The organism is Streptomyces doebereineriae (genome assembly GCF_031845645.1).
Taxonomy (GTDB): Bacteria; Actinomycetota; Actinomycetes; order Streptomycetales; family Streptomycetaceae; genus Streptomyces; species Streptomyces canus.
Genome location: NZ_JAVREZ010000022.1, coordinates 92,606 through 118,719 on the forward strand (window position 1 = coordinate 92,606; position 26,114 = coordinate 118,719).

General features: G+C 72.4%; 23 protein-coding genes and 1 pseudogene. 12 read left to right on the plus strand and 12 right to left on the minus strand.

Features of this window, described 5'->3' with window-relative positions; translation table 11 throughout:
- The first annotated feature begins 106 nt into the window (after positions 1–106).
- Positions 107–937 carry an alpha/beta fold hydrolase gene (locus RNB18_RS42070; protein WP_311719390.1) on the plus strand — a complete coding sequence of 277 codons (831 nt, stop codon included), beginning with the start codon at positions 107–109 and terminating at the stop codon, positions 935–937.
- Between the two features lie 93 nt (positions 938–1,030).
- Here RNB18_RS42070 and RNB18_RS42075 read toward each other — a convergent pair.
- Positions 1,031–1,873 (minus strand): annotated as a pseudogene (locus RNB18_RS42075) (DMT family transporter); the annotation flags it as partial.
- Here RNB18_RS42075 and pdxR point away from each other — a divergent pair.
- The 3 genes from pdxR to RNB18_RS42090 all read left to right on the plus strand — a co-directional run bounded on the left by pdxR (position 1,864) and on the right by RNB18_RS42090 (position 6,606).
- On the plus strand, positions 1,864–3,321 hold the full coding sequence (gene pdxR, locus RNB18_RS42080) for a MocR-like pyridoxine biosynthesis transcription factor PdxR (RefSeq protein ID WP_311719391.1): 1,458 nt from the start codon (positions 1,864–1,866) through the stop codon (positions 3,319–3,321). The pseudogene RNB18_RS42075 and the gene pdxR overlap by 10 nt on opposite strands.
- Positions 3,322–3,452: 131 nt before the next feature.
- A complete protein-coding gene (locus tag RNB18_RS42085; RefSeq protein ID WP_311719392.1) occupies positions 3,453–5,039 on the plus strand; it encodes an alkaline phosphatase D family protein in 1,587 nt (528 codons plus the stop codon).
- Between the two features lie 136 nt (positions 5,040–5,175).
- Positions 5,176–6,606, plus strand: coding sequence for a GNAT family N-acetyltransferase (locus tag RNB18_RS42090; protein ID WP_311719393.1), 1,431 nt, complete (start codon positions 5,176–5,178; stop codon positions 6,604–6,606).
- Here RNB18_RS42090 and RNB18_RS42095 read toward each other — a convergent pair.
- Positions 6,584–7,762, minus strand: coding sequence for a trans-sulfuration enzyme family protein (locus RNB18_RS42095; protein WP_311719394.1), 1,179 nt, complete (start codon positions 7,760–7,762; stop codon positions 6,584–6,586). The two genes, RNB18_RS42090 and RNB18_RS42095, sit on opposite strands and share 23 nt — an antisense overlap.
- 60 nt (positions 7,763–7,822) lie before the next feature.
- Here RNB18_RS42095 and RNB18_RS42100 point away from each other — a divergent pair, with 60 nt between their 5' ends.
- Both RNB18_RS42100 and RNB18_RS42105 read left to right on the plus strand, forming a co-directional pair.
- Entirely contained in the window at positions 7,823–8,317 is a 495-nt protein-coding gene (locus RNB18_RS42100) for an Lrp/AsnC family transcriptional regulator (protein WP_057610572.1), read from the plus strand.
- A gap of 33 nt (positions 8,318–8,350) precedes the next feature.
- On the plus strand, positions 8,351–10,042 hold the full coding sequence (locus RNB18_RS42105) for a DUF885 domain-containing protein (RefSeq protein ID WP_311719395.1): 1,692 nt from the start codon (positions 8,351–8,353) through the stop codon (positions 10,040–10,042).
- A 92-nt stretch (positions 10,043–10,134) separates the two neighbouring features.
- Here the strand turns inward: RNB18_RS42105 and RNB18_RS42110 are convergent, their stop codons facing one another.
- Both RNB18_RS42110 and RNB18_RS42115 read right to left on the minus strand, forming a co-directional pair.
- Positions 10,135–10,650 (minus strand): immunity 21 family protein, encoded by a 516-nt coding sequence (locus RNB18_RS42110; RefSeq protein WP_311719396.1) that lies wholly within the window; start codon positions 10,648–10,650, stop codon positions 10,135–10,137.
- A 71-nt stretch (positions 10,651–10,721) separates the two neighbouring features.
- Positions 10,722–11,207, minus strand: a complete 486-nt coding sequence (locus RNB18_RS42115; RefSeq protein WP_311719397.1) for a rhodanese-like domain-containing protein — start codon at positions 11,205–11,207, stop codon at positions 10,722–10,724.
- A gap of 94 nt (positions 11,208–11,301) precedes the next feature.
- On the opposite strand from RNB18_RS42115, the gene RNB18_RS42120 reads away from it, so the two are divergent.
- On the plus strand, positions 11,302–11,748 hold the full coding sequence (locus RNB18_RS42120; RefSeq protein ID WP_311719398.1) for an Lrp/AsnC family transcriptional regulator: 447 nt from the start codon (positions 11,302–11,304) through the stop codon (positions 11,746–11,748).
- A gap of 2 nt (positions 11,749–11,750) precedes the next feature.
- On the opposite strand, the gene RNB18_RS42125 is transcribed toward RNB18_RS42120, so the two are convergent.
- From RNB18_RS42125 to RNB18_RS42145, 5 genes are all read right to left on the minus strand, one after another.
- The gene (locus RNB18_RS42125; RefSeq protein ID WP_311719399.1) at positions 11,751–14,744 is read right to left on the minus strand and encodes an SMC family ATPase; all 2,994 of its coding nucleotides are present in this window, start codon (positions 14,742–14,744) and stop codon (positions 11,751–11,753) included.
- Positions 14,741–15,904 (minus strand): exonuclease SbcCD subunit D, encoded by a 1,164-nt coding sequence (locus tag RNB18_RS42130; protein ID WP_311719400.1) that lies wholly within the window; start codon positions 15,902–15,904, stop codon positions 14,741–14,743. Before RNB18_RS42130 ends, RNB18_RS42125 begins: the two co-directional genes overlap by 4 nt.
- Before the next feature lie 583 nt (positions 15,905–16,487).
- Positions 16,488–17,114, minus strand: coding sequence for a YigZ family protein (locus RNB18_RS42135; RefSeq protein WP_311719401.1), 627 nt, complete (start codon positions 17,112–17,114; stop codon positions 16,488–16,490).
- Between the two features lie 44 nt (positions 17,115–17,158).
- A complete protein-coding gene (locus RNB18_RS42140) occupies positions 17,159–17,701 on the minus strand; it encodes a SixA phosphatase family protein (protein ID WP_311719403.1) in 543 nt (180 codons plus the stop codon).
- A complete protein-coding gene (locus tag RNB18_RS42145; RefSeq protein ID WP_311719404.1) occupies positions 17,698–18,414 on the minus strand; it encodes a hypothetical protein in 717 nt (238 codons plus the stop codon). The genes RNB18_RS42140 and RNB18_RS42145 overlap by 4 nt, the downstream gene beginning before the upstream one ends.
- 226 nt (positions 18,415–18,640) lie before the next feature.
- Between RNB18_RS42145 and RNB18_RS42150 the strand changes: the two genes are divergently transcribed.
- From RNB18_RS42150 to RNB18_RS42160, 3 genes are all read left to right on the plus strand, one after another.
- Entirely contained in the window at positions 18,641–19,048 is a 408-nt protein-coding gene (locus tag RNB18_RS42150) for a CoA-binding protein (RefSeq protein ID WP_311719406.1), read from the plus strand.
- Positions 19,049–19,199: 151 nt separating this feature from the next.
- Entirely contained in the window at positions 19,200–20,837 is a 1,638-nt protein-coding gene (locus tag RNB18_RS42155; RefSeq protein ID WP_311719407.1) for an APC family permease, read from the plus strand.
- A gap of 87 nt (positions 20,838–20,924) precedes the next feature.
- The gene (locus RNB18_RS42160) at positions 20,925–22,142 is read left to right on the plus strand and encodes a 4-hydroxybenzoate 3-monooxygenase (protein WP_311719408.1); all 1,218 of its coding nucleotides are present in this window, start codon (positions 20,925–20,927) and stop codon (positions 22,140–22,142) included.
- Positions 22,143–22,146: 4 nt separating this feature from the next.
- Here the strand turns inward: RNB18_RS42160 and RNB18_RS42165 are convergent, their stop codons facing one another.
- The gene (locus RNB18_RS42165) at positions 22,147–22,506 is read right to left on the minus strand and encodes an ArsR/SmtB family transcription factor (protein WP_311719409.1); all 360 of its coding nucleotides are present in this window, start codon (positions 22,504–22,506) and stop codon (positions 22,147–22,149) included.
- A 9-nt stretch (positions 22,507–22,515) separates the two neighbouring features.
- Here RNB18_RS42165 and RNB18_RS42170 point away from each other — a divergent pair, with 9 nt between their 5' ends.
- On the plus strand, positions 22,516–23,646 hold the full coding sequence (locus RNB18_RS42170; RefSeq protein ID WP_311719410.1) for a cation diffusion facilitator family transporter: 1,131 nt from the start codon (positions 22,516–22,518) through the stop codon (positions 23,644–23,646).
- A 346-nt stretch (positions 23,647–23,992) separates the two neighbouring features.
- On the opposite strand, the gene RNB18_RS42175 is transcribed toward RNB18_RS42170, so the two are convergent.
- Both RNB18_RS42175 and RNB18_RS42180 read right to left on the minus strand, forming a co-directional pair.
- Complete coding sequence (locus RNB18_RS42175; protein WP_311719411.1) at positions 23,993–24,550, minus strand: YbaK/EbsC family protein; 558 nt, start codon at positions 24,548–24,550, stop codon at positions 23,993–23,995.
- Between the two features lie 20 nt (positions 24,551–24,570).
- Positions 24,571–25,143, minus strand: coding sequence for a helix-turn-helix domain-containing protein (locus RNB18_RS42180; protein WP_266524729.1), 573 nt, complete (start codon positions 25,141–25,143; stop codon positions 24,571–24,573).
- Between the two features lie 93 nt (positions 25,144–25,236).
- Here RNB18_RS42180 and RNB18_RS42185 point away from each other — a divergent pair, with 93 nt between their 5' ends.
- Entirely contained in the window at positions 25,237–26,094 is an 858-nt protein-coding gene (locus tag RNB18_RS42185; protein ID WP_311719412.1) for an EamA family transporter, read from the plus strand.
- Positions 26,095–26,114 lie beyond the last annotated feature (20 nt).

Sequence of the window (26,114 nt, forward strand, 5' to 3'; positions counted from 1 at the left end):
CGAAGGATCCGAGGGTCTACCCGCCAGTAGCAATTGCTGACAAGCTGTCTACAGCGCGTCCGCCGTGCGCCTGCCTCAGCCCGTGAGTCGCCGTCAAGGAGCCCTCATGTCCACCACCGTCTCCTTCAAAGTCCCCTCCGCCCAGGGGCCGCAGCCCGTGACCGTCTCCTACGCGCGCGTGGGCCGCGGCGAGCCGCTGCTCCTGCTGCACGGCATAGGTCACCACCGGCAGGCCTGGGACCCGGTGGTGGACATCCTGGCGACCGAGCGCGACGTGATCGCCGTGGACCTGCCCGGGTTCGGCGCGTCGCCCGGGCTGCCCGAGGGGCTGTCGTACGACCTGGCCACGACGACGTCCGTGTTCGGGGCGCTCTGCGAGGCCCTGGAGCTGGACCGCCCGCACGTGGCGGGCAACTCCCTCGGCGGTCTGCTGGCCCTGGAACTCGGCCGCGAGCAGCTCGTACGGTCCGTCACCGCGCTGTCCCCCGCCGGGTTCTGGTCGCGGGCCGAGCGGCGCTACGCGTTCGGGGTACTGCTCGCGATGCGGCACATCTCCCGGCGGCTGCCGCTGCCGCTGGTCGAGCAGTTGTCGCGCAGCGCGGCCGGCCGCACGATGCTCACGAGCACCATCTATGCGCGCCCGGGCCTGCGTTCACCCGAGGCCGTGGTCGCCGAGACGCTCGCCCTGGCGCAGGCCACGGGGTTCGACGCGACCCTGCGGGCCGGTGCCGCCGTCCAGTTCGGCGACGACGTCCCGGGGCTGCCGGTCACGGTGGCCTGGGGCACCAGGGACATGCTGCTCATGCGCCGGCAGGGGGTGCGGGCCAAGCAGATCATTCCCCGGGCCCGGCTCGTGCGGCTGCCCGGCTGCGGCCACTGCCCGATGAACGACGACCCCGCTCTGGTTGCGCGCGTCATCCTCGACGGCAGCCGCTGAGTCCTTCCGCCGCCGGCTCAACGCCCCTGATCCCAGGGCGACTCCGGCGCCGACCAGAGCACTGCCGACGGCCTGGGCGGCGCCGTACGAGCCCGTTCCGACAAGGGGCGCGGTAAAGGCGGCCGCGACCGGGATGAGCCCGGAGAACAGCGTGGCGCGCTCCGCGCCGATCCGCTGCATGCCCATGTACCAGCACACGAACCCGACGACGGTGACGACCGCCGCCTGCCACAGCAGCGCGGCGGCCTCGGCGGTGTCGGGGCGGCGCAGCCACGCGGTGCCGTCCAGGAGCAGTCCGACCGCCGCGGCCTCGACGGCGGCGACCGCGCAGACGACGGCGGACAACAGCCGTGGCCCCAGGGGCCGCAGCACGGGTACGGCGAGCACCGCGAAACCGACCTCACCGGCCAGCGCGCACACGGAGAAGGCGATGCCCGTGCCGTCCGTGCGGCCCCAGCCCTGCACGGCGAAGGCTCCCAGGGCTACGAGCGATGCGCCCCGCAGTACGCGGGACCGGGGTCGGCGTCCGTCGAGCAGCGGCACGAGAACGGCCACCAGCACGGGGGCGCAGCCCACGAAGACGCCCGGGACGGCCGGTTCCGCGGTGCGTTCGGCGGCGATGACGGCGAGGTTGAAGCCGACCATCCCCACGGCGGCGAGAAGTGCGAGACGGGTCCATTGGCGGGGCCCGAGTGCCCGCAAGCGTGACGTGGCGCCCCTCGCGGCCGGCGGAACGAGCAACAGCGCGGCGAGGCCGTAGCGCAGGAACTGGCCGCCCGCGTACGGGTAGTCGCCGAGCAGGCTGTTGGCGGTGAAGGACGCTCCGACGAGGACGCAGGCGAACGCGGCGAGCAGGGAACCGCGCGTGGTGGTGTTCATGGCAGTGACGCTAGGAAGGGTGGCGGTCCGGTTTAAGGTCCATTCCCATGACGTCATCGGGGACCAATCCGCAGGGGCGGCCCGCCGTATCGGAATCCGCCGGGTCGCCCGCCTGGGAGCTGCTCCTGCCCGCCGTCTCCGCGCCGGCACGCACGCGTGGCCGTTCCCTGCAGGAGGCGCTGCGGGAGGCGGTGCGGTCCGGACGGCTCGTGCCGGGGACGCGGCTGCCGTCGAGCCGGGATCTGGCGGCCGACCTCGGTGTGTCGCGTGGGCTGGTCACCGAGGCGTACGAGCAGCTGACGGCGGAGGGTTATCTGCGCAGCGGCCGGGGTGCGGGCACCTGGGTCGGCGGTGCCGTGCGGGCCGCCCACCCACGCGCGCGTGACCTGGCCCCGCGCACTCCGGGCAGCCGCGCGGACTTCGTGGCCGGGACGCCCGACCTGTCATTGTTTCCCCGCACCGCCTGGGCCACGGCACACCGCGGCGTGCTGGCGGAACTGCCGCACCAGGACCTCGGTTATCCCGACCCGCGCGGGCTGCCCCGGCTGCGCGCCGCCCTGGCCGAGTTGCTGGCCCGCCGCCGGGGCGTGGTCGCGGATCCGGAGCGGCTCGTGGTCGTCTCCGGCGTGGCGCAGGCGACGACGCTGCTCGGATTCGCGCTCCACGCGCACGGGTTGCCGACGGTCGGCGTGGAGGATCCCGGGAGCCCGCAGCACGACGACCTGTACGCGGCGGCGGGCGTCACCACCGTTCCCGTACCGCTGGACGAGGACGGAATCTCCCTCGGTCCCCTGCGCGACTCGGGCGTGCGTGCCGTGGTCACGACGCCCTCCCACCAGTTCCCCACCGGCATCGCCTACTCCGCGCGGCGCCGCGCGGAACTGCTCGACTGGGCGCGGTCCGTCGACGGCTTCGTCCTGGAGGACGACTACGACGGCGACTTCCGCTACGACCGGGCCCCCGTCGGCGCGCTCCAGGGGCTCGACCCGGATCGGGTCGCCTACGCGGGATCGGTCAGCAAGTCCCTCGCTCCCGGACTGCGGCTCGGCTGGCTGCTGGTGCCGGAAGCGCTGGCCGACGAGGTCGTCGAGCGGAAGCGGACCATGGACCTCGGCCATCCCACGATCGACCAGGCGCTGTTCGCCCGGTTCGTGGAGCGCGGCGACTACGACCGCCAACTGCGCCGCTGCCAGCGCGCCTACCGGGAGCGGCGCGACGCGCTGGTCTCCGCGCTGGACGAGCACCTCCCCGGCACGGAGGTGTCCGGCATCGCCGCCGGGCTGCACGTCATCGCCACGCTGCCGCCCCGGTACGGCCCCCAGGCGAGGTTCCTCGCGCGCCTGGCGGCGGCCGGTGTGACCGTCCGCCCGCTGACGGACTACGCACACGCGCGTGCCGAGCCCGACGAGAAGCGGGGTGTGCGGCTGGTCCTCGGCTACGCGCACCTGCCTGAGACACGGATCCGGGACGGCGTACGCCTGATGGCCGAGGCAGCCAGCGACTGACCCGCCCATTTCGCACGCGGTTTCCCTTGTGCCCGCGGCCAGTTGTTCACCTGTGGTTTGCGTGTGCGCTGCGGTGCCCCAGTAGTTGTGGCATCGCACACCGGCCGGATCCCGTCCTTGGAGGCGCATCCATGTCACACCGTCCGTTCCCCGGCCGCCGCAGCGTGCTGCGCGGCTCCCTGGCCGCGTCGGCCGCCCTCACCCTGCCCGCGGTGTCCGGAGCCGCACCGGCCTTCGCCCTCTCCGGGCGCCCCGGGGCGGGCTGGGGGGTGCAGACGGGAGACGTGACCTCCGACTCCGGCCTGGTGTGGGTGCGTTCCGACCGTCCGGCCCGGATGATCGTGGAGACGTCGGCGACCGAGTCGTTCCGCAACCCCCGCAGATGGCACGGCCCGCTGCTCGGCGCGGACACCGACTTCACCGGTACGACCCGGCTGCGCGGTCTGCCGTCGGGCGAGCAGATCCACTACCGCGTGCTGCTGGCCGACCCGGACGACCCGCGCCGCACCGGCGAGCCGGTCGCCGCCACCTTCCGCACGGTGTCCCCCAAGCGCCGTGACGGGGTGCGGTTCCTGTGGTCCGGCGACCTTGCCGGGCAGGGCTGGGGCATCAACCCGGACTTCGGCGGCTACACGATCTACCGGGCGATGGCCGAGCTCGACCCGGACTTCTTCCTGTGCAGCGGCGACAACATCTACGCCGACGGCCCGATCTCGGCGACCGCCGCCCTGCCCGACGGCAGCACCTGGCGGAACATCACCACCGAGGAGAAGTCCAAGGTCGCCGAGACCCTGGCCGAGTTCCGCGGCAACTTCCGCTACAACCTGCTCGACCACAACCTCCGGGCCTTCAACGCCCAGGTGCCGTCCGTCATCCAGTGGGACGACCACGAGGTGCGCAACAACTGGTACCCGGGCCAGACGATCCTCGACTCCGACGCCCGCTACACCGAGAAGAGCGTCGACGTCCTCGCGGGCCGGGCCCGGCGCGCGTTCAGCGAGTACTTCCCGGTCTCCACGCTGCGGCCGGGTGCGCGGGACGGCCGGGTGTACCGGGTGCTGCGCCAGGGTCCGCTGCTCGACGTGTTCGTGCTGGACATGCGCACGTACCGCAACGCCAACTCGCCCGACGACCAGACCGTGGACCCGCAGGGCATCCTCGGCCGGGAGCAGCTGGAATGGCTCAAGCGGGAGCTGTCGCGCTCGAGGGCGGTGTGGAAGGTGATCGCCTCCGACATGCCTCTCGGCCTGGTCGTGCCCGACACCACGGAGGGCAGGGCGAACATGGAGGCGGTGGCGCAGGGCGACCCGGGCGCCCCGCTCGGGCGGGAGCTGCAGATCGCCGAGCTGCTGCGGTACATCAAGCACCGGCGGATCACCGGCACGGTGTGGCTGACCGCCGACGTCCACCACACCTCTGCCCAGCACTACCAGCCGTCACGGGCCGCGTTCACCGACTTCGAGCCGTTCTGGGAGTTCGTCTCGGGTCCGCTGAACGCGGGTGCCTTCCCGGCCGGCGCGCTCGACGGCACCTTCGGCCCGGAGCAGGTGTTCGTGAAGGCGCCGACCGCCTCGAACGTCTCCCCCGCGGGCGGCTACCAGTTCTTCGGCGAGGTCGACATCGACGGCCACAGCGGCGAGCTGACGGTGCGTCTGCGCGAGCAGGACGGCACGGTGCTGTTCACGCGGGTGCTCCAGCCGGGCCGGGTGGGTCAGTGACCTCCCGCCGACATCACTCATGACCGAACGGTTGAAAAAGGCACAAAAAAGTACAGAACCACGCTTTACCGATCAGTCACAATGCGTTCGTGATCACGCAACACCGTTCCTCCACAGTGGCTGTATGACTCGAGACATGTCAGATGTGACCCGTGCCAAACACGGTCGCCCCGTGCACCACTGGCGGCGCGACGTGATCGAACTCGCGGCCCTGTTCACGGCCGTCGCGGTGGCCGACACCGTGGCGAACCTGATCGGGCACGGCCCCGACGGTACCGCGCTGCTGGTGATCTCGGCGGTGGCCCTGCTCGCCACGGCCGGATTCCACACATGGTGGGCACGCCGCCACGGTCACGCACCCCCGACGGGTGATACCGGCACCCGGCCGCTGCCCCAGGGGGAGCAGGCCGGGCCGTCCGATCAGCCGTCGCGCACCTCGGACCCCGTGGCCGCGGAGAGCACGCTGTGGCGGATGCGCACCACGGTGAAGGACGAACCGGGCTCGCTCGCCGCCCTCTGCACGGCCCTCGCCGCGCACCGGGTCGACATCCTCAGCCTGCAGACCCACCCACTTGCCGAGGGCACGGTCGACGAGTTCCTGCTGCGTGCCCCCGGTGCGCTGGAGGGCTCCGAGATCACCCGCGCCGTCGCGCTGGCCGGCGGCTCCGACACCTGGATCGAGCGGGCCGACACGCACGATCTGGTGGACGCCCCGACCCGGGTGCTGGGCCTCGCCACCCGGACCGCGATGGACGCGGCGGAACTGCCGCTGGCGTTGCGGCAGTTGCTGGGCCGGTGCACGATCCGCTCCTTGCCGGCCGTTCCGGTGGGAGGCGGTCGAGGCTCGGAGAGTGTGCCCGTGGAAGGAGCTCTGGAGGACACCGTGATGCGGTTGCGGGCGCCGGAAGGCGGAGTGATCACCGTGGAACGGCCGTATCTGCCGTTCACGCCGACGGAGTTCGCCCGGGCCCGGGCCCTGGTCGAGCTGGACGCCCGGCTGGGCCCGCGGGTGCCCCGCAGCCAGGACGCACTGACGCTGCCGGAAGGCCATGACATCACCGTGCGCCGGGCCGACACCGGGGACCTGGACGCCGCGGTGGCGATGCACGAGCGGTGCTCGTCGCGGACGTTGACCATGCGCTACCACGGGCCCGTCGGTGACGCCGACCGCTATCTCAACCACCTGCTCAGTCCGCGGTTCGGCCGCACCCTCGCCGTGCAGACCGCGTCGGGGCGGATCGTGGGGCTCGGGCATCTGCTGTGGGACGGTGACGAGACCGAGGTGGCGCTCCTCGTCGAGGACGCGTGGCAGCGGCGGGGGATCGGCGCGGAGCTGCTGGAGCGGCTGGTGGCGCTGGCTGTCGAGGCCGGGTGCGAGAGCGTGTACGCCGTGACCCAGTCCTCCAACACGGGAATGGTCGCCGCGATGCGGGGGCTGGGGCTCCCCCTCGACTATCAGATCGAGGAGGGGACCCTGGTGATCACCGCGCGTATCGCTCCGCAGGGGGAGCCGGAGCCTGCTGTGGGAGTGGCGGAGCCGCAGGTCAATACAGGCCCGCGGCCCTGACCGAGCGCTCCAGTGCTGTGTCCAGATCCGTCCACAGGTCCTCTACGTCCTCCAGGCCCACCGACAGCCGGAGCAATCGGTCACTCACGCCCGCGCCCCTGCGGTCCTCCGCGTCCACGATGCGGTGGCTGATCGACGCCGGGTGCTGGATGAGGGTGTCCACACTGCCCAGGCTCACCGCCGGGGTGATCAGGCGAACCCGCTCGATCACCTCGTGCGGGTCGCCGTCGACCTCGAAGGCGATCATCGCGCCGCCGATGCGCGGGTAGTGGACTCGGGTGACGCGGGGGTCGGCTGCCAGGCGCTGGGCGAGTTCGGCGGCGTTCGCGGAGGCGGCCCGCACCCGTACGGGAAGCGTCGCTAGGCCTCGCAACAGCAGGTAGCCGGCCAGGGGGTGCAGGACGCCGCCCGTTGCGAAGCGGACCTGCCGCAAGTGGCCGGCGAACTCCTCGTCGCAGGCCACCACGCCCGCCATCACGTCCCCGTGGCCGCCGAGGTACTTGGTGGCGCTGTGCAGCACCAGGCGGGCGCCTTGTTCCGCGGGGCGCTGGAGGACCGGTGTGGCGAAGGTGTTGTCCGCGAGGAGGGGCACGGAGCCGCAGGAGTGGGCCAGGGCCCGCAGGTCGATCTCGGCGAGGGTGGGGTTGGCCGGGGACTCGACCAGGACCAGGCCCGTGTCCGGACGCAGGGCGTCGGCGACGCCCGCCGGGTCGGTCCAGGTGACCTCCGTGCCGAGGAGTCCCGCGGCCAGGAGGTGGTCGCTGCAGCCGTACAGGGGGCGTACGGCGACGACGTGGCGCAGGCCCAGGGAGGCCCGTACGAGAAGGACGGCCGTGAGCGCGGCCATGCCGCTGGCGAAGGCGACCGCGGCCTCGGCCTTCTCCAGCCGGGCCAGGGCGGTCTCGAAGCGGGCGACCGTGGGGTTGCCGAGGCGTCCGTACACGGGCGGGCCGTCCGGCTCGGCGCCGGTCGCTGCGAAGGCGTCGATGCGGGCGGCCTCGCCGCGGCTGTCGTAGGACGGGTAGGTCGTCGACAGGTCGATGGGCGGGGCGTGCAGTCCCTGCCGGGCGAGGTCGTCGCGGCCGGCGTGGACGGCCTCGGTGGCCAGTGCTCTGAGCGGCGTACGAGAGGCGGTGGCGATGCGCGCTGAGTCCATGCCCGCAAGAGTGAACACCGACCGGCGTTCTCGTGCCGGACCCCGTGCTACGTTCGGCCGATGGCCGAATCTGTCGTACTGGACCCGGTGGACCTGCATCTGCTGCGGCTGTTGCAGAACGACGCCCGGACCACCTACCGCGACCTCGCCGCGCAGGTCGGTGTCGCGCCGTCGACCTGTCTGGACCGGGTGACCCGGCTGCGCCGCTCGGGCGTCATCCTCGGTCATCAGCTGCGGCTGGATCCGGGGAAGCTGGGCCGGGGCCTGGAAGCTCTGCTGTCGGTGCAGGTCAGGCCGCATCGGCGGGAGCTGGTGGGGCCGTTCGTGGAGCGCATCAGGGCGCTGCCCGAGTCGCGGACCGTCTTCCATCTGACCGGCCCCGACGACTATCTCGTGCATGTGGCCGTGGCGGACATGACAGATCTGCAGCGGCTGGTGCTGGACGAGTTCACGTCCCGGCGTGAGGTGGCCCGGGTGGAGACCCGGTTGATCTTCCAGCAGTGGGAGTGCGGACCCCTCCTGCCGCCTGCCACGCCGACAGCGGAATCGGGGTGACGCCCGCGAGGTCCCCGTATGAGGATGGACCGCATGTCTGAGACTCAGAGCCCGCTGCCCCGTCAGGTCGCCGACGCCTACGTCGACGAGCTCATCGCCCTCGATCCGATCACCGGCACCTACCTGGGTGTGAAGGAGAGTTCGAGCAAGCTTCCCGATACCTCGCCGGCGGGCCAGGAGGCGCTGGCGGAGCTCCAGCGGGCCACGCTCGCGAAGCTCGACGAGGCCGAGCGGCAGCCCGGCGCGGACAGTGACATCGAGCGCCGGTGCGGCCGGCTGCTGCGGGAGCGCCTGACGGCCGAACTCGCCGTGCACGAGGCCGATGAGGGTCTGCGCGCGGTCGGCAACATGGCCACGCCGGCCCACTCGATCCGCGAGGTCTTCTCCGTCACCCCGACGGAGACGGAGGAGGACTGGGCTGCGATCGCTGAGCGGCTGCGGTCGGTACCGACGGCGTACGCGGGCTACCGCGAGTCCCTCGCGCTCGGTCTGGAGCGCAAGCTGTACGCGGCGCCGCGTCCGACCGCCACCTTCGTCGAGCAGCTCACCGAGTGGGCGGACACCGACGGCAACGGCCGTGGCTGGTTCGAGGACTTCGTCTCGGCGGGCCCCGAGGCGCTGCGCGCGGAGCTGGACGAGGCCGCCCGCGCGGCGACCGCCTCCGTGGTGGAGCTGCGCGACTGGATGCGGGAGGTGTACGCGCCGACGATCGAGGGCGCCTCGAACACGGTGGGCCGGGAGCGGTACGCCCGCTGGGCGCGCTACTTCAACGGCACGGACCTCGACCTGGACGAGGCGTACGCGTACGGCTGGTCCGAGTACCACCGGCTGCTCGCCGAGATGAAGCGGGAGGCCGAGAAGATCCTGCCCGGCGCCGGGACGCCCTGGGTGGCGCTCGCCCACCTCGACGAGCACGGCAAGCACATCGAGGGTGTCGACGAGGTCCGCGACTGGCTCCAGGGCCTGATGGACCAGGCGATCGACTCGCTCGACGGCACCCACTTCGAACTCGCCGAGCGGGTAAGGAAGGTGGAGTCCTGCATCGCGCCGCCCGGTGGTGCGGCGGCCCCGTACTACACGCCCCCGTCGGAGGACTTCTCGCGTCCCGGCCGCACCTGGCTGCCGACCATGGGCCAGACCCGTTTCCCGGTCTACGACCTCGTCTCCACCTGGTACCACGAGGGCGTCCCCGGCCATCACCTCCAGCTCGCCCAGTGGGCCCATGTCGCGGAGAACCTCTCGCGCTACCAGGCGGCGGTGGGCGGGGTCAGCGCCAACGCCGAGGGCTGGGCGCTGTACGCGGAGCGGCTGATGGACGAGCTGGGCTTCCTCACGGACCCGGAGCAGCGGCTCGGCTATCTCGACGCGCAGATGATGCGGGCCGCCCGTGTCATCGTCGACATCGGCATGCATCTGGAGCTGGAGATCCCGGCGGACTCCCCCTTCCACCCGGGCGAGCGCTGGACCCCCGAGCTGGCGCAGGAGTTCTTCGGCGGGCACAGCAGCCGTCCGGCGGACTTCGTGGAGAGCGAACTGACCCGCTATCTCACGATCCCCGGCCAGGCGATCGGCTACAAGCTCGGCGAGCGGGCCTGGCTGCTGGGCAGGGAGAAGGCCCGCGCACGGCACGGCGACGCCTTCGACCTGAAGGCCTGGCACATGGCGGCGCTGTCGCAGGGCTCGCTGGGACTGGACGACCTGGTGGACGAACTGGCGCGGCTCTGACGCTCGGGATCAGGTGACCGACTCGCACGCATGCTCCGAGTCGGTCACCGGCCGCAGCCGTCACCCGCCGGCGTCGCGCACGTGAACGGCCCTCAGTCCGGGAGCCGACGCAGCTGGACGAGACCCAGCCAGGTCTCCGGTCCGGGCCGCACGTTGGCGGCGCGCACCGCGTACCGGCCGGGAGCGAGCGAGACCTTCAAGTGGTCGGTGTTCACGGAGTCGTTGCCGGGCCAGGCCGCGTCGAAGAGGACGACCGGGCCGGGTACCGACCACTTCACCTCGTCCTCCCAGACGGCCGTGGCGAGCGCGGCGGGGACTTCGGCGAGGAGTTCGTCCTCGGAGTCGGCGGCGCACCACCGTACGAAAGTGCCGTGGTCGGGGAGGTAGGAGGTCGAGGCGGGCTCGTCCCCGAGGACCAGGGCGGCGGCGTCGCCGACCGGCAACAGGCCCACACAGCCGTCCACTTCACAGGCCCGGTCGTAGTCGGAGGCCGTCTCGTCGCCGTCGGCGCCCGCCCAGAACGGCAGCACCGTCTCCGGCACCGCTATGAGCGGGCCGCCGCCCGACTCCACCCACTCCACCGCGCCCGGCTCCGCGTATCGCACCATGCGCCAGAACCTACACGCACAGGAACCTCAAGGTTGCACCTGCACAGGAACCCCACCGGAATCGCCAGGACTCAGCAGCCGCAGTCCTCCGAGCCGGCCGGCGCGGTCAACGGGTCGGCGGTGCGCCGCTCGCGGCCCTCCCAGGTCTCGAACTCGAAGCCCTCGCGCACCCAGTACTCGAAGCCGCCGAGCATCTCCTTGACCTGGTAACCGAGTTCGGCGAGAGCGAGCGCGGCGCGGGTGGCGCCGTTGCAGCCCGGGCCCCAGCAGTACGTCACGACGGGCACGGACCGGTCGAGGAGTTGTCCTGCCTGCCCCGGGATGAGGGCGGTGGGCAGGTGGACCGCACCCGGGACGTGGCCCTGGTCCCAGGCGGCGGTGGAGCGGGAGTCGAGGACGACGAAGCCGGGGTCGCCGTCGGCGGCGAGCGCGGCGGCGACGTCGGACACGTCGGCGTGGAAGACGAGACTGGCCCGGAAGTAGGCGGCGGCCTCGGCCGGGGCGGCGGGGGCGACGCGCAGAACGGGGTTCGGGGTGAGCGAGTCGGTTGTCGTCATGGCCAGAAATCTACGGTTGGCGATCAACAACCTGAAGGGGAATTCCACGGCGTGTACCTTGCTCGGCCGGGGATTCCCCTGGTATTCCTCGGGCATGACCGCGTATTCCCCGGACGCCACCGACTGGCGCATCCTCGACGTCCTCCAGCGGGAGGGCCGGGCCAGTTTCACCGAGCTCGCCCGCGCCGTATCGATGTCCGCGAGCGCGGTCACCGAGCGGGTGCGGCGGCTGGAGGAGGCGGGGGTCATCCAGGGGTACGCCGCCGTCGTCGACCCCGACCGGCTGGGCCTGCCGATCCTGGCGTTCGTCCGCCTGCGCTACCCCAACGGCAACTACAAGCCCTTCCACGACCTGGTCGCCGTGACGCCCGAGATCCTGGAGGCGCATCACGTGACCGGCGACGACTGCTTCGTCATCAAGGTGGCCGCCCGCTCGATGCGCCACCTGGAGGAGGTGTCGGGCAAGATCGGCACACTGGGCTCGGTGACCACGAGCGTCGTCTACTCCTCCCCGCTCCCCCGGCGGCCCCTGGGGCGCTGACCTCAGCCTCCGCCCCGCTGTTTCAGCACCGACCCCGAGCGCCCCTTCACGACCTCCAGCTGGGCGTGGATCCGTCGGCGCAGGTCGGCCACATGGCTCACGATGCCCACACTGCGGTCGCGTTCCCGCAGTGAGTCCAGGACGTCGAGGACCTCGTCCAGGGTCTGGTCGTCGAGACTGCCGAAGCCCTCGTCGATGAAGAGGGTGTCGAGCCGGACCCCGCCGGCCTCGTCGGTGACGACGTCCGCGAGGCCGAGGGCCAGGGCGAGGGAGGCGAAGAAGGTCTCCCCGCCCGAGAGGGTCGCGGTGTCCCGCTCGCGTCCGGTCCAGGCGTCGACGACGTGCAGCCCGAGTCCGCTGCGGCCGCGTCCGGTGCGGTCGTCGGAGTGGACGAGGGTGTAGCGGCCGGAGGACATGCGTTGCAGGCGCGCGGTCGCGGCGGCCGCCACCTGCTCCAGGCGCGCCGCGAGCACATAGGCCTCCAGCCGCATCTTGCGTTCGTTGTCCGCGGAGGTGCCCGCGGCGAGCGCGGACAGCCGGGCCACCCGGTCGTACTCCTCGCGCAGCGGCGCCAGCCGCCTGAGGCCGGTGGCCGAGCGGGCGGAGAGCCGGTCGAGTTCGGCGCAGCGCCGGTCGGCCGCGTCGCGCGCGGAGGCGGCCTCGCGGACCCGGCGGCCCGCGTCGGCGGCGGCCCGCTCCGCCCGCGCCACGTCGGCGGGCGGCTGCTGGGCGGCGTCGGCGGTGTCGGCCTCGGCGAGTACGGCTCGTACGGCGGCCTCCTCGGCCTGCCAGGCGTCCAGCCGGTGCTGCAGGTCGCGGTGGGCCGTCTCGTCGAGGAGGGCGGCGGCCGCGGCCTGCGGGGTGTCGAAGCCGGCCCGGAAGGCGGCGTCGGCGAGCCGGGCGTCGGCGTCCTTGAGCCGCTGGGCGGTGTCCTCGGCGACGCGCGCGGTGTCGGCGGCGTCGGTGAGCAGTGCGGCTTGCCGCTCCAGCTGGGCGGCGCGGGCGGCCACGCTGTCGGCGGCACCGCGCGCCTCGGTCAACTCCGCTTCCAGGGTGGTGCGTTCCCGGTCCAGGGCGTCCCGGCGGGCGCTTCGGGACGCGGTGCGCACGGCGGCGTCCTGCTGGGCCGACAGCCGCTGTTCGCGCTCCCGCTCGGCCTGCCGCAGCTGTTCCGTCGCTGTGTGGAGAGCCGAGGCGGCGCTGCGGGCCTGCGCGTATTCGCGCTCCAACTCGTCGGCCTGGACGGCGAGTTCCTCGGTGGAGGTGTCGCCGGCCTCGCCCTGGGCGGCGGCCAGGGCCCGCTGGACGAAGGCGAGGCGTCGCTCGGCCTCGGCGCGCTGTTCGTCGGCGTGCTGCGAGGTGGCGAGCGCGCGCTCCTCTGTCTCCCGGTCGACGTGTCCGGCGTCCTTGCGAGCGGGGGCGGGGTGCTCGGTGGCGCCGCAGACCGCGCAGGGCTCGCCGGCGGTGAGCTGTGCGGCCAGCTCGGCGGCGATGCCGTTCAGCCGCTGCTCCTTGACGTCCAGCCAGTCGGCGCGGGCCTTCAGCGCGCGGTCCGTCGCCTCGATGACCTGCTGCTGGGCGTCGTCGGTGTCCCGGGCGAACTGGTCGCGCTGGCGTGCGGCGGCGAGCCGCTTGCGGGCGGGCTCCCGCTGCACGGCCAGCTGTTCGGCGCGGGTGGCCGCCTCCTGGGCGGACTCGACGCCGTGCAGAAGACCCGCGCGGGCCTCCTCCCACCCGGCCAGCCATGCCTCGGCCTCCTGGAGAACCTCCTCGTCGGAGCGCTCCTGGCGGTCCAGGTCGGCGCGTTCCGCGACGAGTTCGGCCAGGCGCTGCTCGGCGCGCCGGGCCGAGTCCAGGCCGCCCAGCTCCTCGGCCGCGCGGCGTGCGGAGGCGGCGAGTCCGGCGGCGCCCGCCCCCGCGAAGGTGTCCGGCAGCAGTCCACGCGCGCGTGCCTCGGCCACGGCCGCCCGGCGGTGCTCCGCCTCTGCCTCTTCCCGCAGCTCCAGTGCGGGCGCCACCGCCTCCGCCTTGCGGGACCGCTCCATCCTGGCCTGCGCCTGGTGGTAGCCGTCGGCGCGATCCTCGAGCAGTGCGGCCCGCTCGTGCGCCTGGGCGAACCGGCGTTGCAGCCGGTCGACTTCGCGTACGTCGGCCAGGACGCGCTCGGCGGCGGCCTGGGCGGACTCCGCGGCACCGAGTCCGCAATGGGCGATCGTCAGCTGGTCACGGGCGGTGCTGCGGGCCACGGCAGCCGCGCTCAGGACGGCCTCGGCCAGCCCCGGCTCACCGGGCGCCAGCTCGGGCAGCTCCATTGCGTCACCGGCCGCCTGCTGCATGCGGTGCGCGTCGGCCAGCAGCGCGGCATCGCCCTCACGGACCTGCGCCTCGGCGGCACGGCGCCGCTCGGCCAGGCGCTTCTCGACCTCGGCGAACCGATGGGTGTCGAAGAGCCGGCCCAGCAGCTTGCCGCGCGCTTCGGCGTCGGCCCGCAGGAAGCGCGCGAAGTCGCCCTGGGGCAACAGCACGACCTGGCAGAACTGCTCGCGGCTCATGCCGAGCAGCTGGGTGATCTCCTCACCGATCTCCTGGTGGGACCGGCTCAGGTCCTTCCACGCCCCCACGGCCCCGTCGTACTCGCGCAGCCAGCTCTGCGCTTTGTCGAGCGTCGTACCGGAACCGCGCTTCTTGGGGCGCTCCCACGGCGGTTGCCGGGTGATCTCCAACCGGCGCCCGGCGACGGTGAGTTCGAGGCGGATCTCGGTGCGGGTGCTCGCAGCGGCATGATCGCTCCGCAGAGTCATGCCCTGTCCGCTCTGCCGGGCCCCCGGCACGGCGCCGTACAGCGCGTAGCACACGGCGTCCAGCACCGACGTCTTGCCCGCCCCCGTCGGCCCGTGCAGCAGGAACAGCCCCGCCGCCGACAGCTCGTCGAAGTCGACCGTCTGGGAGCCGCCGAACGGCCCGAAGGCCGTGATGTCCAGCCGGTGCAGCCTCACCGCGCCACCTCCCGCACGGTCTCGTCCGCGCGCACGGCGTCGAACGCGTCCCGCAGCACGGTCTGTTCACGCTCGTCGGGCCCGGCGCCGCGCACATGTGCCACGAAGTCCTCGGCGATCTCCTGGTCGCTGCGCCCGGCCAGCCGCCGGGCGTACGACACATCGGGGTCGTCCGGGGTCCGCTCGGGGTCGAACACGAGGCTGAGCGTGTGCGGGAAGCGCTCACAGAGCCGGGCCATGGGTTCCGCCGGGCGGACCGGGTCGGTGAGGGTCGCCTCGACCCACGCCTCCTCCTGAGGCACGAGCAGCGGGTCGGCGAGGAGCTCCTCCAGCGTCCCCCGGATGCGGGCCAGCGCCCGCGGCACCGGGCAGTCGACGCGCTCGGCGGTGACCGCGCCCTCCTCGTCCAGGTCGACCAGCCACATGCTCTTGCGGTGGTCGGTCTCCGAGAAGGAGTACGGCAGCGGGGAGCCGGAGTAGCGCACGCGCTCGGTGATGGTCTGGCTGCCGTGCAGATGCCCGAGGGCCGCGTAGTCGACCCCGTCGAAGACCCCGGCGGGCACGGCGGCCACCCCACCGACGGTGATGTCCCGCTCGCTGTCGCTGGCCTCGCCGCCGGTGACGAAGGCATGGGCGAGGACGACGGACCGCGTCCCCCGCGCGCGCGTCGCGAGATCGGCGCGGACGCGGTCCATGGCGGCGGCGAGCACCGCCTCGTGGCCCGCCTTCTCCACGCCGAACTCGTCCTTCACCAAGGCTGGTTCGAGATACGGCAGCCCGTAGAAGGCCACGTCACCCTGGACGTCGGAGAGGACCACGGGAGTCCCGCACGCCGCCGGTTCGGTCCGCAGATGGATGCCGGCGCGTCCGATCAGCCCCGCGCCGACACCCAGGCGGCGGGCGGAGTCGTGATTCCCGGAGATCATCACCGTCGGCACGCCGAGGTCGGCGAGCCGGTGCAGGGCGGCGTCGAACAACTCGACCGCGGCGAGCGGCGGCACCGCCCGGTCGTACACGTCTCCCGACACGACCACCGCGTCCACCCCGTGCTCCCGCACGGTCGTCACGAGGTGACCGATGAACTCGGCCTGGGCCCCGAGCATGTTGACCCGGTGGAACGCCCGGCCGAGATGCCAGTCGGAAGTGTGCAGCAGCCTCATGATCCCCGAGACTAACGGCCGGGTCTGACATCACGGGCGGTTACTCCCGTAATCGTCCGCCACCGCGCTCTTTGTACCCGCCCACCGCATTCAGGCCAACTCGCCTGCCTGGGCAAACCCTTGGTGGAACGGGCTTCGCGTGCCGGACCGGGAAAGGGTTCGGCGACTTTCGGCCGATGTGAAAAGAAGCACCACCGGCCCCGCGCTGCTCCCCTACCTTGACACGCCTGTTCAGCGGGAAATTCGGGCGATATCGACACGGCGGGGCAGGAGGCGGGCCGGTCCGGCCGGGCCGGCGGTACGCGGCTGGCCACCGGCTGGGAACCTCCCTGTCGAGACCGGCGTCCTCGCGCCCCGGCACGTCCGGTACGTCGACCCGGCGCACCAGTACTGCGTCGAGCGGCACCCGGCCACGCACCGAGGAAGGCGTGTTCGTCCCGCTGCCGCGCCCGCCGCCGATCTACGCACCGCATCCCCGGCCAGTCGGCTACGAGGCCCGCAACGGCCCCTACCGGTACGAGAGATACACGGCAAGGTCGTGACCATCCACCAGTCGGGCACCCAGAGGCGAGGAGGATCCGACTCACGCGTCCCCGTAGGCCTCCCCGCCCAGCTCGAACCCCGCCGTCCCCGCGGTGGCGTCGGCGAGCCACCCCCGGAAGGCGTCCACGTCGGCGTCCGGCAACCCGATCTCGATGGTGACGGCCTCGCCGTACCGCACGTCCCGCACCTCGCGTCCGGTCGAGCGCAGGTCGTTGTGCACCTTGCCGGCGCGCTGGTGGTCGACGGTCACCGTGGCGAGGCGGAACCGGCGGCGGGTGAGGGTGCCCACCGCGTCCAGGGCCTCGCCGACCGCGCCGCCGTACGCCCTGATCAGTCCGCCCGCGCCGAGCTTGACGCCGCCGTAGTAGCGGGTGACGACGGCGACGACGTACCGCATGTCGCGGCGCAGCAGCATCTGGAGCATGGGGACGCCTGCGGTACCGCCGGGTTCGCCGTCGTCGCTCGCCTTCTGGACCGCGGCGTCGGCGCCGATGACGTACGCGTAGCAGTTGTGGGTGGCGTCGGCGTGCTCCTTGCGGACGGACGCAATGAAGTCCTGGGCCTCCTTCTCGGTGGCCGCCGGGGCGAGGGCGCACAGGAAGCGGGAGCGGTTGACCTCGGTCTCGTGCACCCCCGCGTGGGCCACTGTGCGGTACTCGTCCTGCATCCGGTCAGCCTAATCCGTCGGTCAGGGCGTCCCGACGGGCCAGCTCATCGCATCCTGCCCCGCGGCACCATCACGGACGTGAGCAGCGCCGTCCCCGGCTCCAGGGCCTGCCAGGAGGTGCCGTGCCAGGTCAGCACCGCGATCGCCGAGGTCGGGAACTTCACCCGCACCTCGTCCAGCGCGTCGTCGAGGCTGTCCCCGGCCAGCGTGAGGACGAGTTCCTCCAGACCGGGGTTGTGTCCGACGAGGAGCAGCGTCACGACCTCGGGAGGTGTCTCGTGCACGGCCGCCAGCAGCTCCGGTACGTCGGCCCCGTACAGCTTCGGGTCGAGACGCACCGTCGGTGGGGTGCCCCACTGGGCGGACGCCAGCTCCCAGGTCTGCCTGGCGCGTACGGCGGTGGAGCACAGGGCGAGGTCGGGGAGCAGGTCGGAGGCGGCGAGGGTGCGGCCCGCCTCGGGCGCGTCCCGGCGGCCGCGGGGTCCCAGTGGGCGGTCGTGGTCGGCGACGCCCTCGGGCCAGGCGGACTTGGCGTGCCTCAGCACGACCAGGCGGCGCAGCGGGCCCGCTCCGGTGCGCGCCGTCATGCCGGGGATCCCAGGTCGCGAGTGAGGTCGAGGCCGAGCAGCCGGTCCGCGTGAGCGTACGTCTCGAAGCGGGCGCCCTCCGGCAGGTCCGACTCCTCGACCCACCGCAGCACCCTCAACACCTCGGGTACGTCCAGATCGTCCTCCCAGGCGGTACGGAGCCGTCCGCGCACCTTGTCGGGGACGGGCCGTGACGGATGCCGTGCCCAGGCGGCGACGGCCCGGCGCCAGCGCCCTAGGGTGCCGTGGGCCTCGCCCAGGATCGCCTCGTCGAGCCGTGCGGGCGTGCTCCGGGGCGCGACGAGCAGAGCGAGCCGGACCACGGCGGGGTCGGCACCCTCCGGAAGGTCCGGCGTCTCGACGGGCGCGACGGCGACCCGTACGCCGTCCGGGGCCGCACCGCCCTCTCCCACCACATGGACGACCTGGGACTCGCCCCACCCCGGGCCGACGTCCCGGCGGTCCTCGAAGGGCCGGATGCCCAGTGCGGCGGCGCCCGCGTGCAGCTCCGCCTGTTCGCGGTCGCCGGTGAGCAGCGCCCACACGGGCGTGCCGCCGATTTCCAGGGCCCTGACGAGGAGATCGGCGACGAGCAGGACTCGGAGGGCGGAGATGTCGTAGCCCCGTACATGGGCTTCGACTCGGGTCAGGCCCCTGCGGGCGAGGACGGCGTCTACGGGCAGGCCGGTTCGGGCGTCGGTGATGCGCAGCACGGGGCGAGCGTAGGCGGACGGAGGGCTCGGCGCAGGTGACTGACCGGTATTCCGGACACGGGTACGGGATTCAACCAACGGCGCCCACTCCCGTGCCCCTGCTGCTCGCCCTGTCCACCGCCCTGCATCTCGCCGTCGCCCTCCCGTCCCCGCCGCCCGGAATCAACCGCGCCCGCGGGCTGTTTCCGAGCACAACAGTCCTGGCATCCAGAGCAAGGAGCCGAGCGTGTACGGCGACTCAGCAATTGTCCGCAGGATCCTCACCGAGCTCGGCGACACCTGGGCGATCGTGGGCCTGTCGTCGAACCAGCGGCGCGCGGCCTACGGGGTTGCCGAGGTGCTCCAGCGCCACGGCAAGCGGATCGTGCCGGTCCACCCCAAGGCGGAGACCGTGCACGGCGAGCAGGGGTACGCCTCCCTCGCGGAGATCCCCTTCGACGTGGACGTGGTCGACGTGTTCGTGAACAGCGACCTCGCGGGAGCGGTCGCCGACGAGGCCGTGGCCAAGGGCGCGAAGGGCGTCTGGTTCCAGTTGGACGTCATCGACGAGGCGGCCTACGACCGCACCCGCGCGGCCGGCCTCGACATGGTCATGGACCGGTGCCCGGCGATCGAGATCCCCCGCCTGTCCTGATGTCCTTCCCGAATTCCTGAAACACTCGCAAGGAATTCCCCGCCAAGAAGTCAAATATGCGACAACCGCCTTTAACCCAAAGGCGGTTGATTCGTAATCTGGGGCCGCTCACACAGCAAATGTAGGTAATTCGTGAGAGGCCCCTTAATTTATGGTAAGCGTCGATTCAGCACCTGAGACAAAGGGGAGGCCGGGCGGCGGCCTGCGGCGGGACGTGGGGCTGATCGGGCTCATGTGGGCCTCGGTGGGGTCCATCATCGGCTCCGGCTGGCTCTACGGCGCCGAAAAGGCGGTCGTCATGGCCGGCCCCGCGGCGATCATCTCGTGGATCATCGGCGCGGTCGCCATTGTCCTGCTGGCCCTGGTGCACGCCGAACTCGGCGGCATGTTCCCGGTGGCGGGCGGTACCGCACGCTATCCGCACTACGCTTTCGGCGGCCTGGCCGGAATGTCCTTCGGCTGGTTCTCCTGGCTCCAGGCGGCGACCGTGGCGCCGATCGAGGTCGAGGCCATGATCGGATACGCCGGACACTGGAGCTGGGCGAAGGGCTTCCAGCACGCCGACGGCACACTCACCGCCAGTGGTCTCGCGGTCGCCGTGTTCCTCATGGCCGTGTTCGTCGCCGTCAACTTCCTCGGCGTCCGGGTGCTCGCGTTCACCAACAGCGCGGCCACCTGGTGGAAGATCGCGGTGCCGCTGGCCGCCATCTTCCTCATCGCGGTCGGCAACTTCCATCCGGGCAACTTCACTTCGGAGGGCTTCGCGCCGTTCGGCGCCAAGGGCGTGCTGAGCGCGATCAGTTCCAGCGGCATCATCTTCGCGCTGCTGGGCTTCGAACAGGCGATCCAGCTCGCCGGCGAGAGCCGTGACCCGAAGCGGGACCTGCCCCGGGCGACCCTCGGCTCGGTCGCGATCGGCGCCGTCATCTACGTCCTGCTCCAGCTGGTGTTCATCGCCGCCCTCCCGCACTCCACGTTCGCCCACGGCTGGGCCAAGCTGCACTACGAGGGCATCAGCGGGCCCTGGGCCGGCCTCGCGACCCTGGTGGGCCTCGGCTGGCTGAGCCTGGTGCTGTACCTCGACGCAGTGGTCTCCCCCGGCGGCACCGGCTTGATCTACACGACTGCGACCTCCCGCGTCTCCTTCGGTCTGGCCAAGAACGGCTACCTGCCGAAGGTGTTCGCCCGTACCGACCGGAGGGGCGTGCCGTGGTTCGGACTGATCATGTCCTTCGTGACGGGCGTGGTCTGCTTCCTGCCCTTCCCCAGCTGGCAGGAGCTGGTCGGTTTCATCACCTCGGCGAGCGTCCTCATGTACGCCGGCGCGCCGCTCGCGTACGGCGTGTTCGCCGAGCGGCTGCCCCACCTGGAGCGCCCGTACCGGCTCCCCGCCGGCAAGGTGCTCGCCCCGCTGTCCTTCGTGGTGGCCAACCTGATCATCTACTGGGCTGGTTGGGACACCCTGTGGCGGCTCGGAGTGGCCATCGTCCTCGGCTACCTGCTGCTCGGCGCGTACGCCTGGTACGCCGTGGCCGCCGGACTGCCCGACGCGCCCCGGCTCGACTGGAAGGCCGCACAGTGGCTGCCGGTCTACCTGCTGGGTCTCGGCCTGATCTCCTGGCAGGGCGGCTTCGGCGGCCAGGGACACCTGGCCCTGTGGTGGGACATGCTGGTCGTCACCGCCTTCTCCCTGGTGATCTACTACTGGGCCAAGGCGACCGCCTCCCGACCCGAGGACATCGAGCGGAGCATCGACGAGGTCGTCGTCACCGAGGCGCCCGCGCACTGAGGAAAACAGTCCGGACGGGGCGCCTCCGCGTGTGGAGGCGCCCCGGCACCACTCCCGCCCTCCACAGGGCACCGACATAATGTTGCGGTGACCTCCGCCTCCCCCTCCAACTCCGGTTCCCCACAACGCTTTCCGGTCGTCATCGTCGGCGCCGGACCCGCCGGACTCACCATCGGCAACATCCTGCGAGCCGAGGGTGTGGACTGCCTCGTGCTGGAGGTGGAGACCCGAGAGTTCATCGAGCAGCGGCCCCGGGCGGGCGTCATCGAGGAGTGGGCCGTACGCGGTCTCCAGCGGCGCGGCCTCGCCGACACCCTGCTGGAGCGCGCCCAGTTGCACACCGAGTGCGAGTTCCGCTTCGCCGGCGACCGCTTCCGCTTCGCCTACGGAGAGCTGACGGGACAGCACCACTTCGTGTATCCGCAACCGCTGTTGGTGACGGACCTGGTGCGCGAGTACGCCGACGTACGGGGCGGCGAGATCCGCTTCGGCGTGCAGGACATCCAGTTGCACGACCTTGAGACGCCCCGGCCGTCGGTGTCGTACACCGATGCCGGCACAGGCGAACGACAGCTGGTCAGTTGCGAGTTCGTGGCGGGCTGCGACGGGGCCCGCGGGGTGACCCGCACCGTCCTCCCCGCGACCACGAACATCGCCCGGCACGACTACGGCATCGGCTGGCTGGCGCTGCTCGCCGAGGCGCCGCCGTCCTCCGACTGCGTCCTGTTCGGCATCCACCCGAGCGGCTTCGCCGGGCACATGGCCCGCAGCCCCGAGGTCACCCGCTACTACCTGGAGTGCCCGCCCGGCGACGACCCCGAGAACTGGTCCCACGACCGCGTCTGGGCCGAACTCCAGCAGCGGTTGGGCGCGGACGGCACCCCGCCGCTCACCGAGGGCCGGCTGATCGAGAAGCGCGTCCTGGACATGCACAACTACGTGGTCGAGCCCATGACGTTCGGCAGGCTCTTCCTCGCCGGGGACTCCGCCCATCTCACCGCGCCCATAGCGGCGAAGGGCATGAACCTCGCCCTGCACGACGCCTTCCTGCTCGGTGACGCGCTCGTCGCCTACCTCGGCAAGGGCGACGGCAGCGGCCTGGACGGCTACTCGGAGGCCTGTCTGCGGCGCGTGTGGGACTACCAGGAGTTCTCGCAGTGGCTCTCCGAGGTCTACCACGGCACTTCTTCGGGCGACGAGTACCGCGCGGGCACCACCTTCGCCCGCCTCCGCCGCCTGTTCACCTCACCTGCCGCCGCCGCGGCCTTCGCGGAGCAGTATCTCGGTACGGCGGCCACGTACTGACCTCTCAGTCATGCACCGGCCGGTCACTGAGCCGGTGGTCGGCCACGTTCAGGGCCTCGTCGACGAGGCGGCGCAGGTGCCCGTCACGCAGTGCGTAGATCACCCGGCGCCCCTCCTTGCGCGTGTTCACCAGCCCGGCCAGCCTGAGCCGCGCCAGGTGCTGGCTGACGGCCGGCCGGGCGGCCCCGCACGCCTCCGTGAGGGTCGTGACGTCGGCCTCTCCTCCGGCCAGGGCGTGGAGAAGGGTGAGTCGGGTGCGGTCGCCGAGCAGGGCGAGGATCTCGGCGGCCAGGGCGAACTGTTCCTCGCCGGGGGTGCGCGGGTGCGCATCGTGCGCAGTTGATAGGTGCATGCGTGCGCTCATACGCACATAATGGCTCCGTGGGCGCGGTACGTCCACCATCGCGCGCACCGGAAGGGGTACGACGTGAGCCACCACGAGCACGGTCACGGTCATGACCACGGTCACGACCATCCGCATGGGCATGGGCATGGGCATGCGCACGAGCACGGACGCCACGGCCTCCGCCATCGCCTGGCGCACGTCCTCACCCCCCATTCCCACGAGACCGCCGACAAACTCGACTCCGCCCTGGAGTCCTCCGCCCGTGGCATGCGCGCCCTGTGGGTCTCGCTGGCGGTGCTGGGTGTCACGGCCCTGATGCAGACGGTCGTCGTGGCCGTGTCCGGGTCCGTCGCGCTGCTCGGCGACACGGTGCACAACGCGGCGGACGCGCTGACCGCCGTACCGCTGGGCATCGCCTTCGTACTGGGCCGGCGCGCGGCCACCCGCCGCTTCACGTACGGCTACGGCCGTGCCGAGGATCTCGCGGGCATCGTGATCGTGCTGACGATCGCCGCGAGCGCGGCCTTCGCGGGGTGGGCGGCGATCGACCGGCTGCTCGATCCGCGTCCCGTGGCGCACGTCCCGGCGGTCGCCGCGGCCGCGCTGGTGGGCTTCGCGGGCAACGAGTGGGTCGCCCGCTACCGCATCCGGGTGGGCCGGGACATCGGATCGGCCGCACTGGTGGCGGACGGACTGCACGCCCGCACCGACGGGTTCACCTCACTGGCCGTGCTCATCGGGGCCGGCGGCTCGGCCCTGGGCTGGCAACTCGCCGACCCGATCGTGGGCCTGGCGATCACGGCCGCGATCACACTGGTGCTGCGGGACGCGGCACGTGAGGTGTTCCGGCGCGTGCTGGACGCCGTCGACCCGGAGCTGGTGGACCGGGCCGAGAGCGCGCTGCGCGAGGTCGAAGGGGTGCGCGGGGTGGGCGAGTTGAGGCTGCGCTGGATCGGGCACCGGCTGCGGGCCGAGGTGGCGGTCGTGGTGGACGGGGAGATGACGGTGCGCCAGTCGCACGCGGTCGCCGTCGAGGCCGAACATGCCCTGTTGCACGCGGTGCCCCGCCTCACGGCAGCCCTGGTGCACGCCGACCCGGCCCCGGTCCCGGGCGAGACGGACCCCCATCACGCCCTGGCCCACCACGCGCCGGCCTGAGAGCAGGGGCATTCCGGCCTGGGGCCAGGATCCTCCGGCCCGAGGTCGGGGCCCCCGGTCCGAGATCAGGTGTCCAGCCCGAGATCAGGCCCCTCAGGCGCTGACCAGGCCCCTCGGGCGCGAGCCCAAGATCCTCCGGCCTGGCCACGACCCCTCCGGCCCGAGGCCAGGACCCCTCCAGCGTGGCCGCCGCCGAGCACTCCACCGCGGCACCCGGCGCACACCTCGCGCAGGCACCCGATGCCAGGACTCCCCGACCCCGAGGCCAGGACCCTCAACCCCCAGATCAGAACCCCACCGGCCCCAGGCCAGCACCCCCGGCCCGAGGTCAGGACGCTCGACCTGGTCAGGCGATGCCGAGTCCCTCCAGTACCACCGCGCCGGGCAGTTCCGCGAACGCCTTCCCCGGTACCAGCAGCTTCCCCCGTCGCCGCCCGCTGCCGACCAGGACGTACGGGAGGTCGACCACGGCCGAGTCGACCAGCAGCGGCCAGTCGCCGGGGAGTCCGATCGGGGTGATGCCGCCGTACTCCATGCCGGTCTCCCCCGTAGCCGTGTCCATCGAGGCGAACGAGGCCTTGCGGGCGCCGAGTTGGCGGCGGACGACCCCGTTGACGTCGACCCGGGTGGTGGAGAGCACCACGCACGCGGCGAGGGTGCTCTCGCCACCGCGCTTGCCCGCGACGACCACACAGTTCGCCGACCGCTCGAGGAGCTCCCGGCCGTAGTGCTCGACGAAGACCGCGGTGTCGGCCCACTGCGGGTCGGTCTCGACGTACACGATCTGCTCGGCGGGGACGCTGCCGCTCCATTGGCGTACGGCGTCGGCGACCGGGCGGGTCAGCTCGTCGAGGGCGGCGGGGGCGGGGGTGGCGTGGTCGAAGTGTCCGATGGGTGCGTCCATGGCGGCACGCTAACAGCCGCTCACGGCACGGCCGGCACCGAGACGGCCAGCATCCACTGCGCGGGAACCTCGCCCTGATTGGCGTACACATGCTCGGCGTTGGCCTCGAAGGTCACGCTCGCCCCGGCGGGGACCCGGTGCTCGACGCCGTCGACGGTCAGGGTCATCTCGCCCTCCGTGACATGCAGGATCTCCACCGTCCCGGCGGGGTGCGGATCCGACCGGCTGCTCTCGCCCGGCATCATCCGCCACTCCCACATCTCCAGCGGGCCGGGCGCCTCCGCGCCCGCGAGCAGCCGGCTCCAGCTGCCCGCGTCCGTGCTCCACAGCCGCACCACCTGCTCCGGCGGGACGATCCGCACCTTCGGCCCCTGCTCGTAGTCGAGCAGCGTGGTGATGCTGATGCCGAGCGCGTCGCCGATCTTCACGACCGTGCCGAGGCTGGGGTTGGTCCGGGCCTGCTCGATCTGGATCAGCATGCCGCGGCTGACCCCAGCTCGGGCGGCGAGCGCGTCCAGGGTGAAGCCGCGCTCGGTCCGCCAGCGCTTGACGTTGCGCGCCAGGGACTGGGTCAGCAGGTCGAGGTCCGACACTTCACGTCCAATATTCTGTATGACACAGTGCAACTGAATGAACTACGGTGGGGTGTACCCGATCGTTCACCGAACTGTACTGCGAGGCGACCCGTGACAGCATTCTTCGCCCTGGCCACCAGCCTGTTGTGGGGCCTGGCCGACTTCGGCGGCGGCGTGCTGACCCGACGGCTCCCGGCGCTCACGGTGGTGGTGGTCTCGCAGGCGATCGCCGCCGCCGTGCTCGGTGCGATCGTGGTGGCGACCGGCGGCTGGAGCGAGGCGGGACCCCGGCTGTGGTTCGCGTTCGCCGCCGGTCTGGCCGGACCGGTCGCCCTGATCTGCTTCTACAAGGCGCTCGCGATGGGGCCGATGGGTGTCGTCTCCCCGCTGGGCACGCTGAGCGTGGCGGTCCCGGTCGGCGTGGGTCTCTTCCTCGGCGAGCGTCCCGGGCTCACGCAGGCCGCGGGCATCGCGGTGGCCGTCACCGGAGTGATCCTGGCGGGCGGGCCCCAGTTGCGCGGCGCCCCGGTGCAACGCCGGGCGATCGTCCTCACCCTGATCGCGGCCCTCGGCTTCGGTACGGTGTTCGCCCTGATCGCGGAGGCGTCCGCGACCGTCACCGGCCTGTTCCTCGCCCTGTTCGTGCAGCGCCTGGTCAACGTGGCGGTGGGCGGTGCGGCGTTGTACGTCTCGGTGAAACGGGGCACGCCCGCGCTCCCGACGACCGGCTTCTCCTGGTCTTCCCTCCCCGCGCTCGCCTTCATCGGCCTCGCGGACGTGGCGGCGAACGGCACGTACTCGGTGGCCGCCCAGCACGGCCCGGTCACGGTGGCCGCCGTCCTGGCCTCGCTCTACCCGGTGGTCACGGCCCTGGCCGCCCGCGGCTTCCTCAGCGAACGCCTCCGCACCCTCCAGGCAACGGGCGCGGGCCTGGCCCTGCTCGGCACCCTGCTCCTGGCGACAGGCTGAACTCGTCCCGCCTACCGGTG

Excerpts from the sequence above, each read along its gene's own strand:
- RNB18_RS42070 (WP_311719390.1), top strand. The coding sequence starts at position 107 with ATGTCCACCACCGTCTCCTTCAAAGTCCCCTCCGCCCAGGGGCCGCAG.
- pdxR (WP_311719391.1), top strand. The coding sequence starts at position 1,864 with ATGACGTCATCGGGGACCAATCCGCAGGGGCGGCCCGCCGTATCGGAA.
- RNB18_RS42085 (WP_311719392.1), top strand. The coding sequence starts at position 3,453 with ATGTCACACCGTCCGTTCCCCGGCCGCCGCAGCGTGCTGCGCGGCTCC.
- RNB18_RS42090 (WP_311719393.1), top strand. The coding sequence starts at position 5,176 with ATGTCAGATGTGACCCGTGCCAAACACGGTCGCCCCGTGCACCACTGG.
- RNB18_RS42095 (WP_311719394.1), bottom strand. The coding sequence starts at position 7,762 with ATGGACTCAGCGCGCATCGCCACCGCCTCTCGTACGCCGCTCAGAGCA.
- RNB18_RS42100 (WP_057610572.1), top strand. The coding sequence starts at position 7,823 with ATGGCCGAATCTGTCGTACTGGACCCGGTGGACCTGCATCTGCTGCGG.
- RNB18_RS42105 (WP_311719395.1), top strand. The coding sequence starts at position 8,351 with ATGTCTGAGACTCAGAGCCCGCTGCCCCGTCAGGTCGCCGACGCCTAC.
- RNB18_RS42110 (WP_311719396.1), bottom strand. The coding sequence starts at position 10,650 with ATGGTGCGATACGCGGAGCCGGGCGCGGTGGAGTGGGTGGAGTCGGGC.
- RNB18_RS42115 (WP_311719397.1), bottom strand. The coding sequence starts at position 11,207 with ATGACGACAACCGACTCGCTCACCCCGAACCCCGTTCTGCGCGTCGCC.
- RNB18_RS42120 (WP_311719398.1), top strand. The coding sequence starts at position 11,302 with ATGACCGCGTATTCCCCGGACGCCACCGACTGGCGCATCCTCGACGTC.
- RNB18_RS42130 (WP_311719400.1), bottom strand. The coding sequence starts at position 15,904 with ATGAGGCTGCTGCACACTTCCGACTGGCATCTCGGCCGGGCGTTCCAC.
- RNB18_RS42135 (WP_311719401.1), bottom strand. The coding sequence starts at position 17,114 with ATGCAGGACGAGTACCGCACAGTGGCCCACGCGGGGGTGCACGAGACC.
- RNB18_RS42140 (WP_311719403.1), bottom strand. The coding sequence starts at position 17,701 with ATGACGGCGCGCACCGGAGCGGGCCCGCTGCGCCGCCTGGTCGTGCTG.
- RNB18_RS42155 (WP_311719407.1), top strand. The coding sequence starts at position 19,200 with ATGGTAAGCGTCGATTCAGCACCTGAGACAAAGGGGAGGCCGGGCGGC.
- RNB18_RS42165 (WP_311719409.1), bottom strand. The coding sequence starts at position 22,506 with ATGAGCGCACGCATGCACCTATCAACTGCGCACGATGCGCACCCGCGC.
- RNB18_RS42170 (WP_311719410.1), top strand. The coding sequence starts at position 22,516 with ATGGCTCCGTGGGCGCGGTACGTCCACCATCGCGCGCACCGGAAGGGG.
- RNB18_RS42175 (WP_311719411.1), bottom strand. The coding sequence starts at position 24,550 with ATGGACGCACCCATCGGACACTTCGACCACGCCACCCCCGCCCCCGCC.